Source organism: Flavobacterium ginsenosidimutans (genome assembly GCF_003254625.1).
Taxonomy (GTDB): Bacteria; Bacteroidota; Bacteroidia; order Flavobacteriales; family Flavobacteriaceae; genus Flavobacterium; species Flavobacterium ginsenosidimutans.
Genome location: NZ_QJRJ01000076.1, coordinates 203,212 through 223,786, shown reverse-complemented (window position 1 = coordinate 223,786; position 20,575 = coordinate 203,212). Strand labels below are relative to the sequence as shown.

The 20,575-nt window shown below is 34.4% G+C and carries 11 protein-coding genes; 3 read left to right on the top strand and 8 right to left on the bottom strand.

Features of this window, described 5'->3' with window-relative positions; genetic code table 11:
- Positions 1-24: 24 nt before the first annotated feature.
- The 7 genes from DM444_RS11680 to DM444_RS11650 all read right to left on the bottom strand — a co-directional run bounded on the left by DM444_RS11680 (position 25) and on the right by DM444_RS11650 (position 15,737).
- Entirely contained in the window at positions 25-2,208 is a 2,184-nt protein-coding gene (locus tag DM444_RS11680) for a M1 family metallopeptidase (RefSeq protein WP_111286803.1), read from the bottom strand.
- Positions 2,209-2,229: 21 nt separating this feature from the next.
- Positions 2,230-5,325 (bottom strand): DUF5107 domain-containing protein, encoded by a 3,096-nt coding sequence (locus DM444_RS11675; RefSeq protein WP_111286801.1) that lies wholly within the window; start codon positions 5,323-5,325, stop codon positions 2,230-2,232.
- A 236-nt stretch (positions 5,326-5,561) separates the two neighbouring features.
- Positions 5,562-8,558, bottom strand: coding sequence for a glycoside hydrolase domain-containing protein (locus DM444_RS11670; protein ID WP_239455665.1), 2,997 nt, complete (start codon positions 8,556-8,558; stop codon positions 5,562-5,564).
- A gap of 32 nt (positions 8,559-8,590) precedes the next feature.
- Entirely contained in the window at positions 8,591-9,592 is a 1,002-nt protein-coding gene (locus DM444_RS11665; RefSeq protein WP_111286797.1) for a c-type cytochrome, read from the bottom strand.
- Positions 9,593-9,605: 13 nt separating this feature from the next.
- A complete protein-coding gene (locus DM444_RS11660; RefSeq protein ID WP_111286795.1) occupies positions 9,606-11,012 on the bottom strand; it encodes an aryl-sulfate sulfotransferase in 1,407 nt (468 codons plus the stop codon).
- Positions 11,013-11,105: 93 nt separating this feature from the next.
- Complete coding sequence (locus tag DM444_RS11655) at positions 11,106-12,617, bottom strand: RagB/SusD family nutrient uptake outer membrane protein (RefSeq protein ID WP_111286794.1); 1,512 nt, start codon at positions 12,615-12,617, stop codon at positions 11,106-11,108.
- 36 nt (positions 12,618-12,653) lie between these two features.
- Positions 12,654-15,737: a SusC/RagA family TonB-linked outer membrane protein gene (locus DM444_RS11650; RefSeq protein ID WP_111286792.1), complete on the bottom strand. Its 3,084-nt coding sequence runs from the start codon at positions 15,735-15,737 to the stop codon at positions 12,654-12,656.
- A 678-nt stretch (positions 15,738-16,415) separates the two neighbouring features.
- Here DM444_RS11650 and DM444_RS11645 point away from each other — a divergent pair.
- Entirely contained in the window at positions 16,416-17,054 is a 639-nt protein-coding gene (locus DM444_RS11645; RefSeq protein WP_111286790.1) for a sugar-binding protein, read from the top strand.
- Positions 17,055-17,237: 183 nt separating this feature from the next.
- Here the strand turns inward: DM444_RS11645 and DM444_RS11640 are convergent, their stop codons facing one another.
- Positions 17,238-18,278, bottom strand: coding sequence for a LacI family DNA-binding transcriptional regulator (locus DM444_RS11640; protein WP_111286788.1), 1,041 nt, complete (start codon positions 18,276-18,278; stop codon positions 17,238-17,240).
- Between the two features lie 231 nt (positions 18,279-18,509).
- On the opposite strand from DM444_RS11640, the gene DM444_RS11635 reads away from it, so the two are divergent.
- The gene (locus DM444_RS11635; RefSeq protein WP_111286786.1) at positions 18,510-19,601 is read left to right on the top strand and encodes a GHMP family kinase ATP-binding protein; all 1,092 of its coding nucleotides are present in this window, start codon (positions 18,510-18,512) and stop codon (positions 19,599-19,601) included.
- Positions 19,602-19,607: 6 nt separating this feature from the next.
- Positions 19,608-20,489, top strand: coding sequence for a sugar phosphate nucleotidyltransferase (locus tag DM444_RS11630; RefSeq protein WP_111286784.1), 882 nt, complete (start codon positions 19,608-19,610; stop codon positions 20,487-20,489).
- The last annotated feature ends 86 nt before the right edge of the window (positions 20,490-20,575 follow it).

Sequence of the window (20,575 nt, the reverse complement as noted above, 5' to 3'; positions counted from 1 at the left end):
AAAACAATCCAAGGACTTTTATAATTATTTTTGACTACTAAATCTTTTCATTAATGGCGTTACATGTTTTTGGGTATCGTCATCTAATGAAGCCAATGCCTTATGTGCTTCGGCTGGTGCATATTTTGTTAATCCTGCTAATCCTGCAGCAATTACGTTGTATGATTGTTCTTTAATGCTTTCTTCTATTAACGTTTTATAAGAAGTATCTCCAGTAGAAGCCAATTTTACAATTGCATTTGCTCTTGCGATTGTCTTTTTATCGTTTTTAGCAATATCAAGAAGCGTTTTTAGAACCTGATCTTTGGTTTGTTTTTCATTTAAATCAATTGCTTTGATGCTCAACACTCTTAAATCTTCTTGAGGGTCTTTTAAACCTTCTAATAAAATAAGCTGTGACTCTTGACTTCTATCTTTTGAAGCAAATTTTATAGCTTCAATTCGGTTGTAATACGATGGCGCATTTTTATATTGAAAAAGATAATCAGCAGCCGTTTTTTTATCTACATTAACTTCGCCAACTAATATTTTATCTGGATCTAAATCTATAAATTCTGGTTTTGAAGGAAGATCAAAACTGAAGCTTTGTTGTTTTTTATTAATTAAAATATCCTTTCTTATTTTAGTCCCGTTTACGTAAAAATCAACTTTTAAAGGAAGCGTAAAGGTTTGCACAGCACTATCTTGAGATTGACTTATTGTAATGGTGATTTTTCCGTTAGCATATTTGTAAGTCACATCCAGAATCGGACTTCCCGCATTATAATACCATTGATCAAAATAAGGCAACCAATCTTTTCCAGTCACTTCTTCCATCGATAAACGCAACTGATGCGGTTCGCCAGATTTATAAGCATTTGTAGTTAAATAATGATTTAATCCTTTAAAGAATGCTTCGTCACCCATTTGATTTTTCATGGCATATAAAATAATCGAACCTTTCGAATAGCTGATGTTATCAAACATATCGTCTGCATTTTTGTAATGAAAACGGGCTAAAATAGGGCTATAACCATTTTTTTGAGAACGTAAATAATTCTGCAATTTTTCATAACGCGATCTGTCTTCCCCATCTTGTCCAGCATCGTGTCCGTGCCAAAGCACTTCTCCAAAAGTGGCAAACGATTCATTCATTGTTAAGTTTGACCACGATTCAGCTGTTACATAATCTCCAAACCATTGATGAAAAAGCTCGTGAGCGATGGTGCTTTCTTGATTATCATCTAATAATTCGCGTTCTGTTTTCTGAACATATTCGCCATGAACGGTTGCTGAAGTATTTTCCATCGCACCTCCAAAATAGTCTTTTACTACAATTTGCGAATATTTTGCCCAAGGATATTCTACGCCAAGCATTTTGCTGTAAAAATTCATCATATCTGGCGTTTTATAAAAAATCTGTTTGGCATAAGGCGCATATTTCGGCTCTAAATAATAGCTGACTTCTTTACCATTATAAGAATCTTTATAGATTTTAAAATCACCAACGGCCATCATAAACAAATAAGGTGCATTTGGCTGTTCCATTTTCCAGATATCAGTTCTGGTTCCATCTTTATTTACTTTTTGAGAAGCCAATTTACCGTTTGAAAGTGTAGTGTATTTTGCCTCAACAGTCATCGCAATTTCAGAAGTTGTTTTCTGATTTGGTTTGTCAATTGTTGGGAACCAGCAAGAAGAAGCTTCCGTTTCGCCTTGCGTCCATATTTGTGTTGGTTTGTCACCTTTTTCATCAGGATTAATAAAATATAATCCGTTTGAGTTGGTAATCGATTCGCCCGCTTTGCTTTTCAGTTCTGCTGGTTTTGCGGTATAATTAATAAAAATCGTGTATTTTTCAGTTCGTTTGTATTTTCGGTTTAAAGCAATAGAAAGTTCCTCGTTATCGTATTTGTACTGCAACGGAATACTTTTTTTGCCATCAATAATAGCGATTTCTTTAAAATCCATTCCTTTTGCATCGAGCTTAAGCGAATCGGTTTCGTAAAAATGCGGTTTTAAAGTAATCCATTCTTTTCCGTACAAATAACGTTTTCCGTAATCGAATGAAACTTCCAGTTTGGTATGAATTAAATCGTGTGTTTTTAATGGAGTAGCGCGATAAATAGATAATTCATCAACCTTTTCTGTTTTGTTTTGTGCCTCTATTTTTGGTGCCATCAAAAGGACAAGACCCAAAAAAGTATATTTAAAAAAATGGTTTTTCATTTTATTGTTTTTGAAAGTTCTTTACAATTTTTCGATAATTCTAACTTCACCGTCTTTTTCATCTTCACTCAAAATATTAGATGGTTTTTTGGTGTAAGACAATAAAGTCCACTGCACTATTTTATTTGTCGGATATAAATCTGCTTGAGTTTTAATCCATTTTTCGGCCTCTTGTGAAGAAGATGTTTTTTCGATAGCCCAAGCCGAAACAAGGTTGTTTGCAGGAAGGAAATTCATAACCGTATTATCCACTACAGGACGGAAAGCAACGATTTTATCTAATGATTTAGAAGCCATTTCTTTATTTCCAAGACTGTTATAACATTGATAATCCAGCCAATTTTCTAGTCTTTCATCAATATTTTCGTCATACGGTTTTCCAACGCCTAAATTCTCTGGAAACAGTTTGGCATCGGCAATAAATTGTAATGCTTTTTTGTACTGTTTGTTTTTGATTTCTGCTAAAGCTTGCATCAATTTAGCTTCGTGATACAATTGTCTTCCTGCCGTTGCGCCTTCAAACGGAAGGATTTGCAATTTGGTCAAGAATGAATCGGCTTCGCGGTATTTTTTATTCAGCAATAAAGTTTTAGCGTAAAGCATTCCAATCAAATAATTGTCTTGATGTTTTTTATAGAAAGATTCAGCCGTTGTAAGCGCTTTATCAAATTGCTTTTGAGCGATATAATGTTCTGCAAGCATTTTATGGTATCTCCAGCCTTGCGGATCTAATTTTATAGCTTGCTGAAGACTTGCCAATACTATTGAAGCATCATCTTTAAATAACGAAGCTTTAGCTCCATAAAATGCAGGATCATTTGGTTTTGAACCGCATTCTGAAAACAATCTTTTAGCTTCTGAAATACTGTTCCGATTCCATTCAATTAAACCTAAATGATATTTCAATTGGTATTGATCATTTGTTTTAATTAATGATTTCAAAATTTCAGCAGTTTCATTTCTAAAAGGAAAACTAGTTCCTGGTTTGATTTTGCTTACATCAACTGGTTTGTTTTCTAAAAAGGCTTTCCAATAAATAATTTCAGCACTTGGTTCTGCAATAGAAAATACTTTTAAAGCTTCTTCTTTTCGGCTTATGTTGTTATACCAAATTCCTAACTCAAGAAAAGTCTGTTCTGGCATTTCGTTTTGAATGGCAGCAGTAAAAGTATTTTTTGAATCGTTTGAATTATTCGAAAGGTATTTTTCAAAATCAGCAAAATGATTCAGCGGATCAAGTGCTGTAATTGTTTTTAAAACCGAATTTGCTTTTTCAGTATTATTCTGAAGACGATATAAAACTGCTAAAACCTGTAAACCTTCTATGTTATATTGATTGTATACCAAGCTTTTTTCAGCATATTCAACCGCTTTTGGCAAATCGTTTTCTGCTAAATAAATTTTGCTTAAAGCAGTATAAGCTGGACTGCGGAATTCGACACTTGCAGCAGCAATGTCAAAACCATCTTTTGCATCGGTATTATTTCCTAAATGGAAATTAGCCAAAGCATAAAAATAATTCGCCGCAGGATCATAAGTATCTATCGATAAAGCTTTGCTTGCTGAAATTACAGCTGCTTTGTAATCTAATTTTCTGATTTGCAAAGAAGCCAATGCAGAAAGGGCAGGAGCGAAGTTTGGATCTAGTTTTAAACAAGCATTCAATTTATCTTCAGCCAGAATATAATCTTTAAAACTGATATAATTTTTACCCTGTTGATACAATCCGTAAACCGAATTATGATCAAAATCTTTTGGTATTTCTACCGGACGATTGATATTTCCGTCTTCTGGAGCAGAATTCCAAACCAGTTTATTTCCTCCTAAAACAAATTTCAATTTATTAGAATCGACTTTTATCTGAATAGAATCTTTAAAAGTTTGCATCGTATTCAATGCAATGTCTTTAGAATACACTTTTTTGTCATTTTCAAAAACTTCAATTTTTTCATTTAGTTTTTGAAGCGGAGAAAAATAGATTTTCAACCAACCGTTTTCATTTTTAATATTAACTGAACCGTAATTATTCGCTTTTACAAAACCTTTTGTGTGTTTTACGGGAAACCAATATTCGGTCCAAGTATCAGTTTGATATGGTGCAAATGAACGTTGTTTGAAAGGTGTAAGATTACTGCCTTCGCTCGCCTGATTAAACAATCTTCCGCTTTGAACTTCTACATATTGTCCGTCGGTATCGGTTAATAATTTTTCCCAAATCATTCCTTGTTGAGACAATCCCCAAATCCAGATTTTTTTACCCGGTTTGTCATCATGATTGCCATATCTTCCCATTCCGAAATCTTCGTCATGATAATATCCGCCAAAGAAATCATCGTATTTTCCGAATACGTGATACGATTTGTAACCACCAAAATTGTTGTTTTTGTAGAAAGATAAATCTTTGCCGTTTTCTTTGTCAATTGGCCAAGAATTGTATTCTCCGTTATGACCAATATAAGTTTGTCCCGGGTAAATAAACTGCAGGTTTTCGGCTGCTTTTATTCCCGTATTCATCCAAGTATAATAAGGCTGTTCGAATTCGGTTGTGTTTGACCAAAACGAATTTGTGGTAAAATACGCTTTATCTTTTGGCAGATTGATGTCTAATTTCCAAGAAGTTCTTGTCAATAAATCTAAAACTCCAATAACGCAGCTAATGCTTTCGTCTTCTCGGTTTATGATTTTGTAATCGACAGGAGTAGCGCAGTTTGGAGTGTGGCCGATAATTCCGTAATTGCCTTCAACACCGCCGCTTGTCCACGGTCCGCGCATGGCAATGTCTCTAAATTTTACAACATGATTATTGTAAACAATATCTTTTCCTGTAGATTTTTCTATAGCCGACCAAACTTTTCCGCCAATTTCCGGCAAGATCATCAATTTGATATAATCGTTTTCGATTTCGATTACTTTCCATTCTTTCTGAACAGGTTTATCGGTAAAACCGTCAAAACGGAAATACGGATAAAACTTGGTATCTGGTTTCGGAATCGGATCAGGATCTGAGAATGGATATGTGGTAAATACTTTTTTGTATTCTTTTATAGTGGGTTTATTTTGTGCTGTGACAAAGAGGCTTCCAAGGAGTAAAAAGGATAATAATGGTCTAAATTTCATGATGGAGAGCTTGGTTATTTGTGGTTATTTTTTTGCCACAGATTTCACAGATTAAAAGGATTTTTTTTAATCTGTGTTAATCTGTGTAATTTGTGGCATTATTTTTTTTGCATTTTTGTCATTTCGACGAAGGAGAAATCACACTCGTAAATCGATAAAGATTGGCGATTTTCTGTGTGGAATTTCTTGTGTGATTTCTCCTTCGTCGAAATGACAAACTGGACTGTGCTTTATGATTACTTAACAATCAACAACCATCCTTTTCCTTTAGGAACAGTTATTTCGTCTTTTGCTGTGAATGTTTTTGCAGGCTGGAAATTGGTAACTTCTGGAGCACTAATTGTTGCTTTTGCAGGATTGATTCCCAGTTTTTTCCAGTCAATATTTAGTTTCACATTTACATCAGCATCGGCCCAGCTTGCGATTGAAATTAAAGCTGTTCCGTTCTTTTTGTAAACTGTTGCCAAAACTTTGTCGTTGTTTGTTTTTACAGGACAGTTTTCGCTCCAATATCCAATCATTTCAGAACCTTTAATTCCGAAAGAATCCCAAAGTTTCCAGATGTTTCTTGGGTCTGCGCCATCGCTCCAAGGCAATCTGTTTGTCATTCCGTAAACCATTCCTCTCCACGGATTTCCACCATCCTGAAGCATTTCTCCCATTAATCCAAATGGAATTCCACTTACCTCAGTCAAGAAAAAGTCAGGTTGATTTTTCTCATAATCAAAATATTCTCCAAACCATAATTTATTGATGTATGGAAAGTGTTCCATGTATAAATTAGCGCTATTGTTGAAACCGTCGCTTTTGTTGTATTGGTTGGCACTATGTAAATCGATAATTCCAGGATGACCGTCTTTAGTTAAAACTCTTTTGATACGTTTCATCGTGATTCTGTCAAAAGCAACGTCGTCCAGATAAATTCCGTCAATACCAACATTTTGAGTTAGCCAATTCATTCCTTCAACATAATAATTATGCCAACGGTTCATACCACTATTTACGATTGCAGCATCTTTAATTTCAGGGACAAACCAAGCTGCGATATAATCATCGCCAACATGTTCTTGCAACCAAGAGAATCCGCCTCCTTTTCCTGGAGAATAAATTTCGTGACCTAAACTTCTTAAAGCGAAAGTCTCATAAGCTTTGTTAGAAACCTCTCTAACCGTATTGTATATTTTTACTTTTAATCCTTTTTCATGCGCTTCATCGATATACGTTTTCATCTTTTTAAATTCGATAAAAGGATAATTGATATACGGATTGATTGCATTTGCGTGGTGAATATTGATTACCGTTGCGCCAGTTTTAGCAATAGAATCGATTGGGCTGTATTTGTGGTAAAATTTTGTATCCCATTGAAAATCTGTATTGATTGTATGGAAAGGCGTAATCAATAAGTTGAAGTTGTAATACAAAACATCGCCTTTTTTCATTGTTCTAGCACCGCTGTACGCATTTACTACAACCGATTTTTGGTTTGGCGTAATGGTAATACCGCCCTTATTTTCGTTACCCCATGAAGTAGGCAGCAATAAAGGTTTTTGCAAATAGAAATTCGTGTTTAATGGACGGCTATATTTTTCATCTCTCAAAGAAAATTGCAATCCAGAGTTTACAGCACCAATCCAAGCGCCGTCTTGATTCTTATGTGCAACATCCCATTTCCAGTCGAAAGTTGCAGGACGATCTCCACCTTTTTGACCTAATCCCATCATGTATTTTGCAGAAGTTGGCTGCATTGGCATTTGGAAATTAATATCATTAAAAGATACATCTTCAAGAGCTGTAACTTTTACAATATAATGTACAAAACCATCAAATTCAACAGAAGCATTCACGTCCATCTGAACCGATTTTGAAGTCGAAGTGCTTTCCCAAGAAACTGTTCCCGCTTCTTTTTTAGTAAATTTTACACCATTGTTTTTCCATTGTGCTTCTTTTCCAGATGCATCAATAAAATGAAAATCGATTGGCGAACTTAAAATGTCATTTGCTTTTGCTGTTACAGAAGTCATTTCTGGAGTAAAGAAAGTCTGAATTTGCGCAGGGAATCCGTTTGGTGCTACAATCAGTTTTCTTCCTAGTAAAGCAATTTCAGAATTGTTTACTGTTAATGGAGTATAAGGTGCAATAACCGTATTTTCTTGCGCTAAAGTTGAGTTTAACCATTTTAGGCGAGTCATTTTTTCTGGACTGTCAATGCCTCCGTTTTTTGTTACTTGGTTAGAAACCGTAATTTGAAGATTGATTTCTTTTGATTTTCCATTAGCAGTAACAGTTGCTTTTCCGTTGTAAGTTCCAGCCACTGCAGTTTGCGGGACATCAATTCCGCACCACATAGCCTGAATTTTTCCTTTTGAAACTGAAACAGTATTCGTGAAAGGATTGCCGTCATATTTCGTTCCGTCAGTATTGATACAGTTAATTTCTTTTGCATCAATTGTTCCAGAAGGACTTACTAAGTTAGAAAAAGTCACTTTAACATTTTTTAAGTCTTCAAGAGCGTAAACTCCTAATTGAAAAGCTAAATATTCGCCTTTCATTGCTGTATCAGAAAAACTATTTTGAACGCCTTTCTGAATCCATCTTTGTGGTAAATCCGATTTTAATTTGATAGAATGTTCTCTGTCTTCTGGGAAAACCAAGAAAGAGTTTCCGCTGTTTTTTGCCACAAGAGCAGAAGTCTCAGAAGCTGTAGCAATTACTTCCATTGGGTAAAAACTGTTGAAAGCATTTACACTCTGAATCTCTGTTACAGCGGCATTGTCTTTTAAGTTTGCCTTTAGGTTAGAAAGCCATTTAGCATCGGCTTTATCTTCAGGTTTCTGATAAATTCCTTTTGGGTAATTTGCAGTTCCTTCATCAACATAAGGCATATAATAAACGTAGTATGTTCCTTTTCCTGAAATTGGTTCAAAGAAAATAGTGCCGTTTTCTCTATTGATATTTTCGGTTTTTATGTTCTGAATTTCTTTTCCAGACGCATCCTGAACGATAATCTTTTTAAGTTCCGGATTTGTGTCTCTTCTTCGCCATTCGATAGTTGTTTTAGCAACATTTCCTGAGCCAGAAAAAGCAACTACAGCGCGGTGATTTCCTAATTGATTCGGATTCCAGCTGTCATTTCCGTCTGAATATTTTATTTGTGCAGTTAGCGGAATACTGATCGTGAAAAGACACATTATCATTATTCTGCTTAAAAGCGTTGTGTTTAGGTTTAGTTTCATTGTATAATCAGGTTAAATAGTATATTTTGAGTTTAGTAAACGGCTTTCCATCCTTGTTTTTTCCAGTAAGCAATAATTGGTTTGTAAGGACCATATTTATGCTGCTCTTCTGTAAAATTATCCTGAAAAGGGCTATGTGAATAATCAATTGGTTTGCCCATTTTATTAGGATAATCAAATGTTTTAGGATTTGGTCTTTTATGAATTTCATCATCATTAACAAAGGCAGCAATATCAAGAGCTTCTTTATCTGTTAAATAAGGTTTTCCTAAAAGTACTTTGTCATAAGGCATATTGCTTTTTAACCATTGCGCTTGTTTAATTACGCGATGCATACTTGAACCCGGTTGGTAACCATATTCGCCCCAAAGAGGAGGATAAGTATAACCTGATTTGTCGGCATTATAAACTCCTTCACCATTATTTCCGTGGCATCTTGCACAGTTTTCAGCAAATAGCACTTTTCCTCGTTCTGGACTAGCCGCAACATCTGGAAACTCGATTTCTAAATTTTTTGCTCCTTTAAAATTACCATCTTTTGGAACAAATTTGCTAATCCATTTAAAATAAGATAAAAACGCCACCATTTCTTTACTGTCTAGCGGAAGCGGTTTTCCAGAATGCGGGCGCATAATGCAGTTATTAACTCTTTCTGCCAGTGTAAGCACTTTGTTTTCGCGCCCGCGATATTGTGGATAATTATCATGTGAAGACATTAAATTGAATGCATGAGGTTTTGTTCCAGCGTCTTGATGACAGTTCGTGCAGTTCATTTTATTGCCTAAATATTTTCCATTTTTCCCGTTTGGACCAATATAATAAGCGGTTTTCATCATTAATTCTCTTCCGTAACGAACCGATTCTCCAAATTGATCGTCTGGAATTTGAGAAGTATCGATTGTGATGTAACCTTCATCTTCTTCTCCTTCTTCAATGGTTGTTGAAGCTAAAGTTTGAGAATTTGATTTGGTGCAGGAATTGAAAACAGCCATTGATAATGCTGAAAAAAGTCCGATAAGAATTGTTTTTTTCATGGTTACTATTTTTTTAATTTAGAAGAAAAGGTTTTAGTTTTTCTTCAGGAATAAAGATGGTTCTGTATGGCGGAATTTCGGATTCTAAAGCCCATAGCAAAACTCCTTTTTTATTGGTTAAAACCGTAATATGTCTTTTTGAACAACAGACTAAAATGGCATCTTTATCAATCATATAAGCACTTCCCATTCTGTCGTTGTAAATTTCTTTTGGCAATTTTATATGAAAATCCAGTTTTGCAGCATTGTTTTTTTCGTCAATTTTGAATGCAAAAACAGAAGATTGTTTTTTGTCTACTCCGTTATCAAAAAAGAGCAAACTTCCTTCCTGATCGATGTGTGCTGCGTGTGCCTGAGAGAAATTACTTTCTGGCGTCATTTTCATGTTTCCGCCTTTACCCAATTTCCACATCACTTTTCCGGTTTTTGCATTTACTTTCCAAATCTGACCATTGTTGTAGAAAGAGATAAGAAAGTTTCCATCTGTATCATAATTCAGACTGTTGGCGTGTGTCCAATCTTTTTTGGTTTTCAGTAAATCTTTGTCTTTCAAAGGATCTAAGTCATCAAAAACACTCCATTTCCAAAGTTGTTTTCCTTTTTTATCTAAAATCAGAATCCCGTCTCCGTTGATTGTATCTTGTTTTTTCCCTCCAATAGAAGTCAAATCCATTATTTTTTGATCGACAGTTATGGTAACAATTTCGTTTGCCGATTTTTTTATGATTTCATGATGAATAACTTGTTTTAAATCGCCTTGCCCTTTTTTAATGTGCATTAAAGTATCGCCTTGAAGATTGATTTCTAGAATTTCACTTCCGTAGCTTGTTGGTTCGTCGTTTGTGCCTAAAATTGAAATAATAGTTTGTTCTTTTGTGAAATGAGGAACTTTAAATCCAGTTCCTTCAAGCGTATGATACCATCTTAGATTTCCTTTGTAATCCACAATATAAGCGGTTCCTGGAGTTTCTCTTTTGGCTAAAAGCATAAAACCTTTTTTGAAATTTGCGGGAAGCAATTCAGGTTTTGGGCAATTGGCTTTGAATTGTTTTTGAAGCCATTCTGGAAGTTTTCTTGATTTGAAAGTATAAATTTTACTTGGCTTTTTCTCGCCGTCCTGAACCGTAAACAATTGATAGCTATAACTAGTTTCTGGTGTAATATTGCAAAGAACCAATGAATGTTTAATTCCAGATTTTGAAATAGGAGTTGTGATTTTACTATTCGTTCCTTTTTTGTCCGACCAATATTCTGCGTATACCTGAGTTTGGTCATTCGTAGTAACATCGATTTGAATCTTCAATTCGTTGTTGCCATGAATCCCAATATTGATATTTGCGATACCTTGATTTTTAGAACAGCTTGCCATTGCTAGCAGGACTAAAATAAAACTTCCTTTTTGTATTAATTTTTTAATCATTTCAAAGGCTTCTTTTGTGAAACAGAAAGTACTTTATTCGTATTAAAACAAGAATAGACAGACATTTAACTGTCTATTCTTGATCTTGGATTTTTATTGTCTGTCGGCGTTGCTTAATTTCGGATTAAGGTTAACCTGACTCTGCGGATAAGTATAATATTTGTTTTGTGGCATTTTTACTAAAGCTGCCTCGCCAACTCTAAGATGATATGCATTTACTAAAACATCATATTTGTTCATTCTAATTAAATCTTGACGGCGTTTTCCTTCGTAGAAAAATTCCCAGCCTCTTTCCTGTAAAATAGCATCTCTCAAAGTTTCTTGAGTCTGACCTGCCAAAACCAATAATTTTGCGTGAGATCTCGCTTTTACTCTGTTAATAAGATCGATAGCTTCACTTGTTGGTCCGCTAATTTCGTTTAATGCCTCAGCTCTACTCAACAATACATCTGCATAACGAAGAATGTTTACACTATGACCATCATAATAGGTTGTTGTCTCGTCATCAGCGTATTTTTTAGTAGAAACGTCAGGCATATAAAATTCGCCTTCTGGCGGTTCAGCTCCTAATGATGGCGCTTGTTTGTGAAGTAAACCATCTGTTCCCATAAATTCTGGGAAGAAACATTGTTTTCTTTCATCTTCATCTCCAAAAGTATTATAGAAATCCCAGTTCACAGTATAATACTGCCATCTGTTTTGTACAACTGGATGATCGATTGGTCCAAAATGGTTTAATAACTCAGTTCCGTTTGTGTTAGCATCACTTAAGGAAGAAAAGATGTTTTCGTTGCACCATTTGTTGCTTTCTTTAAATAAGCCTAAATAAGAAGGATAAAGACTGTATTGGTTTAAATCCATTACTTGTTGTGTCAAAGTCACTACTTTTTGCCAGTCGTGGCTACGCATATAAAGTTTTGCCAGTAAAGTAAGAGCGGCACCTTTTGTTGCACGTCCTACATCGTTTGTGCCATAAATTTCGTTGCTTTCATAATTAACTGGCAATACATCAGCAGCTTCAGTCAATTCTTTGATAATGAAGGCATCGATTTCTTCAACAGAAGATGGCGGAGTTTGATCTAAATATCCAGGATTTCCTAAGTTCGCTTCGGTAATTAAAATAACAGGCCCCCAAGAATCGGTCAAATCCATATAAGCAGAACATCTTAAGAATTTAGCTTCAGCAATAAATTGCGCTTTTTCTGCAGCTGTAATTCCGCCCATTGGTGTAATGTTGAAAATTGCATTGTTTGCATTTGCGATCAATTTATACATTGCGTTCCAGTCTTCTGCAAGCAATCCGTTTGTAGAATTCCAAGTTCCTAAAGATAATTGTCCTGGATCTCCTCCGTATTGACAGTGTCCTAAATCGGTAGCAATATCTGTCAGAGCAAAGTGTCTTGTAGCCCAATACGAAAAGTTATCGCCTACAGATGGTCCTTTTAACCTACCATAAATAGAATTGATGGACGCAATAGCATCTGACTTTGTTTGATACCCATTGGTATTAGTCAAACTGCTATATACCGTAGGATCAAGATCTTGGTTACACGAAAATTGTGTCCCAGCGGTAAGTAAAAGTAATAAGATTGTATATTTTTTCATTTTACTAAATTTAATGTTATTAAAAAGCATTTTAGACTAGTGAATTGCTACTTTAATTCCAAGTATAAATGTTCTTGAAGCTGGGAACGAGTTAAAATCGATTCCTCCACCTAAATTGTTAGATGAATGCCCATTTACTTCAGGATCATTTCCAGAATAATTTGTAATCGTGAATAAATTTTGTCCGATAGCGTACAATCTGATACTGTCAATAAATTTTACAGTTTTTAAAGCACTTTCAGGAATAGAATATCCGATAGAAACATTTTTCAAACGTAAGTAAGAAGCTTCTTCAACAAATTTTGAATTCACATAACTGCCGTATTTGCTTTTGTAATATCCATCTCTAGGAATATCTGTGTTTTCGTTTGTTCCAGCAACCCAGCGGTTTAATGCGTCTGTACTAGTAGAAGATTCGCCAACCATTGCGGTCATATTGTAAACTGAATAATCAAAAGCGCCTTGGAAAAAGATATTCATATCAAAATTTCCATATCTAAAATCGTTATTGAAGCCAGCTAAATAATGCGGAATAGAATTTCCTAAATACGTTCTATCAGCAGCTGTAATAGTTCCATCGCCATCAACATCTACATATTTTGGATCTCCAGGCACAGATAAAGGTTGAGGTGCATAAGTTTCTCCAGTTTTGATAACACCTGCATATTTATATCCGTATAAAACTCCCATTTCTCTTCCTGGTTCCAATCTTGTAAACTCTTGTCCAGAAACCGTTCCGCTTGGGTTAGAAGTATTTGTACTGATAATTTTTACGTTGTCTGCAAGAGAAACAACTTCTTGTTTATTGTAAGCAATGTTTAGTGAAGTTCTCCAAGAAAATTTATCAGATCTGAAATTTTCAGTACTGATTCCGAATTCAAGACCTTTATTATCAATAACTCCAGAGTTAACTCTTTGAGTGCCAAATCCCCACCATCCTCCAACAGGAACATTTAAAAGAGCATCAGAAGTTCTCTTTTTGTAAACATCAAAAGTGATAGAAAGTTTGTCATTAAATAAACCTAAATCAAAACCTAAATCAGTTTGAGCTGTTTCCTCCCATTTTAGATTTGGGTTAGATAAGTTTGCTGGCTCTGTACCTGCTACGAAATTGTCTGGAGAAATAGTAACACCCCAAGAAGTCAATCGGCTCATGTAAGAGTAGTCTCCAATTCCGTCATTTCCTGTAATACCGTAACTTGCTCTTAATTTAAGTTCAGAAATTGCTTTTACGTTTTGCATGAAAGATTCGTTAGAAATTTTCCAGGCAACAGCTCCAGAAGGGAAAATACCAAATCTGTTATTTGGACCAAAACGAGAAGAACCGTCCTTTCTTATGGTGAAAGTTGCTAAATATTTGTCATTGAAAGCATAATTTAACCTTCCAAAGTAAGATGTCAATTTAGTTTCTGTTTTTTCAGTTTCAGGTTTCAAATAAACAGAAGCACCTTGAAGATTGTAATAAGTCAATAAATCACTAGAAAAACCTGTACCAGCTGCTCTTACTCTTTCGTAAGTGTCTTTTTGGTTTGAAGTACCAATCATTGCTGTTACAGCATGTTGTTCAATATCAAATTTATAAGTCAAATATTGTTCTGTACTCCATCTGAAATATGTTTTATTTTCTTCAGAACCAGAACCTTTTAAAGCTGCTCCAGCCACTAATGTACTTGGAGTATATTTTCCTTGAATATTTTCCTGCCATTCTGCACCAGCACCAAAGTGGTAAGTTAAACCTTTAATAATTTGATAATCTAAAAACATACTACCATTTACCAAACGATTGATAGTGTGATCTGTAGGTTCAAGTAAAAGCGCTAAAGCATTATCTTTTCCTTGATATTTGTAATAAGAACCATCAGCATTGTAAATCGGAATAGTTGGAGGAGCTGTTTGAATAGAGAACATTGGAGATAAAATATTATCACCAAAATCACTGTTATTTCCTTCAGCAACAGCACCATAAACATTAGTTCCCATATTCAATCTTTCGTTGAATCTTTTTTCACCGCCCATTCTAACGCTATATCTTTCAAAATCAGTGTTTTCAATAGCACCAGTTTGTTTCAAATAGTTTCCAGAAAGGAAGAATTTAGAGTTTTGATCGCTTCCGCTAAAAGTAAGCGTTCTATTAAGAACTTCTCCCGGACGAGTTGCAGCTTCAAACCAATTTGTATTCGCAATTGGAAAACTTGAAGGGAAAACGGGCGGTCTTCCATTTTCAGCCGCAATTGCATTCTGAATATCAGCGTATTGTTGTCCAGTTACCAAAGAAGGCTCTTTAATAATGTTTTGAAAACCATCAGAAATCTCTGCTTCAACGTTCATTTTTCCAGATTTTCCTTTTTTAGTCGTGATCAAAATAACCCCATTTCCTCCGCGAGCACCATAAATTGCTGTAGAAGCGGCATCTTTCAAAATCTGAATGTTTTCAATATCATTCGGGCTAATAGAAGCTCCTGTACTTGTAATAAATCCGTCCACTACATATAATGGAGCATTCGAAGTATTAATCGAGTTTCCACCTCTAATTACCACAGACGGGTTAGTTCCTGGCGCATAACTGTTTTGTTGTACTTGAACTCCAGAAGCACGTCCTTGTAAAGCCTGGCCAACGTTTGCAACGGTTCCGCCTAAGTTCAGATTATCTTTACTAAGCGAACTCACAGAACCTGTAAGGTCTTTTTTCTTAGATTTTCCGTATCCAATTACAACTTCTTCTAATTTTTGTCCTGCTTCTTTCATGACAATTTTTAGATGAGTGCTTCCAATAGTTACTTCTTGATCTTCCATACCAATGTAAGTAATCACAAGTTTTGTTGCATTATCAGGAACTGTAATGGCAAAACTTCCATCTACATCAGTTTGTACACCTTTTGTAGAACCTTTAACCACGACATTGGCACCAGGAAGAGGTAAACCATTTTGATCTGTAACAGTACCTTTTACTGTTTTTTCAAAAAACAGCGCTGAATAGTTTTTATCTGAAATTTTTATAGAAGAAGCTGCAGAAGCTTGAAATGTGAAAACTAATAGCGAAAGAACTGTTAATCCGATTTCTTTGCGGGATAAATTGTTAATCCGAAAATCTCTTGGCTTTTTTTGGGTTAATAATTTCATACTTTAAATTGGTTTTGGTTAATGTTTAATTGTTTTTTTCTTGTTTGTAGGTTTTAGATTTCTTTTTTGATCTGGAAATTCATTTTGTCTTTTTAATTGTTTTTTGATTGAACTGTTTTTTATACAAGATGAAGGCTTCATTTTTTGCTCTAAACACTGCTTATTTAGTTCTATTTTCTCCTTTTTTGAAGACTAAAAATCACCTAAAATTTTGCATAATTAACTTAGTTTTAAGATTAATCTCTGACGAAACTATAGATTATATTTTTATAAAACAAGAAAAAACACAAAAAATGTGCTCGAACACACAAAATTTATGTTCTCGAGCACATAAAATTGTGCGAAACGTTTTTTTAAGCTTAAAATGATGTGATATTTTTAAAATATTTTAGAAATAGAGGTATTCTCAAAACTGAGGGATTTTTGAATAATAAATGCTGATTTTGAAAAAACTTGTGAATTTCGCAAAGACCTGTCGAAAAACGTAAAAATTAAACAGTCTTTTCTTATGGCTTTATGGAGATGATTTTTGGTTTATTTTAAGAAATGTGTCTTGTTTTTCTATTCAATTTTAACCTATCTTGGTCCTTTTAAAAAAGAACAGAAAGACAGAATCAATCTGAAGTAGTTTTGACTTTTTGAAAGAATAAAAATTAACAAAAAATTAGAGCCTGAATTGTGAAAGAATATCAAGTAGTTTTAATCGACAGAAATCAAAAAAAAGAGATCGAAATTTTAGAGCCATCTTTTTGGGCAAAAGCAAATTGTCTAACAGATTTTTGTTCGCCTTGGAAGAACGATTCGTTTTCAAAAATTGAATTTAGAGCACTTTGGGATTTGGATTATCTTTATTTTAATTTCCAAGTTTTTGATTCAGAGATTTATATTGATCGAAAAGATGATTCTACAGAAAGTATTTGTAATTCTGATAGAGTAGAACTGTTTTTTAGAAAAGATGAAAAACTATGTCCGTATTATTGTTTGGAAATGGATGTGGACACACGTATTTTGGACTTTGAAGCTTATCCGAACTGGAATTTTGATTACAATTGGAAATGGCCAGAAAATCAAATGGAAATACAATCAGTAAAAGAGCCAAATTCATTTACTGTTGTAGGAAGAATCAGTATCGCTTCATTAAAAGAATTTGATTTAATTCAAAATAATACCATTGAAACAGGGGTTTACAGAGCTAAATTTTCTCAAAATGAAAAAGGAGAATATCAGCCAACTTGGATTTCGTGGGTTAATCCCAATACTGCAGAACCTAATTTTCATATTGCTTCCTCTTTCGGGAAGTTTGTGTTAATGAAATAATTTGCCGCAAAGTCGCTAAGACGCAAAGTTTTTTTTAAGTAATTTGAATTGCCTCCTAAGTATGGAAGTTTGGCTAAAAGCTATTAAAAAGTAAAGCTGCAAAAAAACTTTGCGCCTCTGCGACTTTGCAAGATTTAAACAAAAAAACTTTGCGTCTTAGTGCCTTCGTGGCAAAAAAAAACGCTAGCTGACATAAAAAGAAGCATTCTCTACGTTTATAATATCAATCGGCAGCAAAATAGTTTCAGGAATGTCTTTTCTAAATAAAAAGTGATCTGCCAAAGTGCTTACGCCCAAATAAGCTTGTCTTTTTTGATTTTGGTGAATTAAAAAATGAACCAATCCTTGATTTAAAAAGCTGACGTTTTTTTCAATCAAATCATAACCAATAAGCGCAATCTTTTTGTCTTCAAAATTCGATAGACTAGAAGCGATCTGATACGCTTTGGAAGTGGTAATGAAAATACCGCTCAAATCAGGATGTTCGTCGACAAATGCGGCGAACTTAGTTTCGATGTTGGAATATTTTAATTTAAGTGTGATTAAAGAGAAATCAGGAAGATTCTTTTCTTCAAAATAACTTCTGAAACCTCGCTCTTTTTCCTGCATGTGAACTGCATTTTTAAGGCTTTCGTCAATATGGATAATTGCAATTTGGCCTTTTGGAAGAATTAAATTCATCAAACTTGCAGCCACACGGCCACTTTTATATAAATCCTGACCAACAAAACTTTTAATAGAAGAAGATTCAACCTGGTTATTAAAAGTATTTACCATAATTTCCAATTCGTCATATCGTTTAATGATTTCTACTGTTTCCTTATGAAAAAGCGGAGTCAGTAAAACAGCGTCAGGCGATTGAGCTATTATGGTTTCGTTGGTTTTTAAAAAAGATTTTGTGCTTTCTGGATTAAAATAATGTATTTCTATAACTACATTGTACGCTTTGAATTCTGTTATGGCATCTTGAATTCCGTTTACACAAGGAAGCCAGTAAGGATCAAATGCTGGATCTGGAAGTAAAACGCAAATGCGATAGACTTTTGTACTTTTTAAATTTCGAGCAATTAAGTTCGGTTCATAATCAATTACATTCAAAACTTCATTGATTTTTTCCAGTGCCGCAGGAGATACTTTTCCTCTATTATGCAAAACGCGATCTACAGTTCCTTTAGAAACTCCAGCCATCTGTGCTATATCCTTAATTGTGTACTTTTTATCCATATGAGCAAATATAAAAACTTTGAGCAAATAAACGTAAATTTTTTGTAAGAATTCAAAAATGTGCTCGAGAACATAAAATTAGTGTGTTCGAGCACATTTTTCTATTTTTTCTTGTTTTATAAAAATATAATCTATAGTTTCGTAAAATCAAAACCAAAAAACTAAAATAAAAAGATAACTTAATAATATTGTAATTTATTGAATTGCAATATTTTAACACAATGTGTTTACGTGAAAAAAATTACCTCATTAGCTCCCGGCCGAACTTGTCTCTTTGGAGATCATCAGGATTATTTAGGGCTGCCCGTTATAGCCTGTGCGATAGATCGAAATATTAAATTGATAGCAAAAGAAAATCAGACCGAAACATTTGTTCTGAATATGATTGATATTAATGAAATCCGAATAATCGATATACATGATGCTTTCGAAAAATTAGAACCAAGAGATTATTTTGCGTCATCATTGCGCGTCTTGCGCAGATATGGCTGCAAGCCAACATCTGGTTATACCATTACAATTACTGGAGATATTCCGATTAATTCAGGAACATCGAGTTCGTCGGCCTTATTGATGGCTTGGATTCGTTTTCTTATAGAAGCTTTTGGAATTGATCATGAAGTTACGCCTGAATTTCTCTCTAAATTAGGTTATGAATCTGAAGTTTTAGAACATGGGGAACCGGGCGGAATGATGGATCATTTTAGTATTGGCGTTGGAAATATTGTTTACATCAATACTAAAAAACCGTTTTCTTTTAATATAGTAGGAACAGAATTAAAAGGTTTAATTACAGGGGTTTCTGGTGTTCCAAAGGAAACCATCGGGCTTCTTGGCGAATTAAAAGGAAATGCTTTGATGGCAATTGAAATTGTAAAACAGAATTATCCGCAGTTTGATTTAAATGCTTCTGAAATTGAGGATTTGGGCAAATATAGAAACTGTCTTCCAGATCGTTTGATTCCGTTTTTTGAAGCTGCAATCAGAAATTACCATTATACCAAAGAAGCATTAAAGGAATTCGAAAAACCAGTTTTAGATCTTAAAAAAATTGGCGCTTTAATGAATGGGCATCATGAAGTTTTACGCGATTTGCTAAAAATTACCGTTCCAAGAATTGATGCAATGGTAAGCGCGGCATTGAAAGCTGGTGCATACGGAGCAAAAATTGTGGGTTCTGGCGGCGGCGGAAGCATTGTTGTAATTGCAGATCCTAAGAATGAAGGCGCTGTAATTGAAGCGATTTTAAATGCTGGAGCTGAAGAAGCGTATGCTGTTAATGTAGATCCTGGAGTACGAATTATTGATAATACTGAAATTTAAAATAAAATGCACGACAATTTAGTAATTCTAGCCGGCGGAGCTTCTTCGCGTATGAAAAAAGAAGCGGTTATAGATAATTTATCTCCAGAGGAAATTGCGCAGGCAAACGAAAGAAGTAAAGGGTTAATAGGTGTTGGCGCAAGCGGAAGACCTCTTTTGGATTATCTTTTATGGAATGCCAAAAAAGCGGGTTATAAAAATATCTATATTATAATAGGAGAGCAAGGCGAACTTTTTAAAGAGTTTTATGGAAGTAAAATGAAAGATAATGATTTTCATGGACTTAATATTTCGTTTGCAATTCAATATATTCCAGAAGGAAGAATAAAGCCGTTTGGAACTGCAGATGCTTTATTTCAAGCTGTAGAACAATATCCTGAATTAAATTCTCAGTTTTATTCGGTTTGTAATAGCGATAATTTGTATTCGGCTGAAGCTTTGCGTGCGTTGAGAGAAACCGAAAGCCCGAACGCATTTATAAGTTATGATCGTGATGCAATGGATTTTCCGCTAGAACGTATTTCGCGATTTGCAATTGCAAAATTAGATCAGAACAATCAGCTTTTAGATATATTAGAAAAACCTTCGTCAGTTATTTTAGAACAATATAAAGATGCAGAAGGAAAGATTAGAGTAAGTATGAATGCTTTTAAATTTAACGGCAAGACCTTGTATATACATCTTAAAAATTGCCCTGTGCATCCAGAGCGTGATGAAAAGGAACTTCCAACGGTACTTTTAAACTCCGTGAAGGAAAATCCGAATACTACTGTCGGAATTCCGTTTTCAGAGCACGTTCCAGACTTAACTGCCAAAGAAGATATTGCTGATGTAAAAACATATTTAGCAAAATATTACCCTGATTTAAACTGGAATAGCAAAAATTAACAAAACTTTCATATCTAAATTAGAAATTAAGGAAATTTAATGTACTACTTTTGTTTTGCAAAAAAAATGCAGATATTTGCATAAAT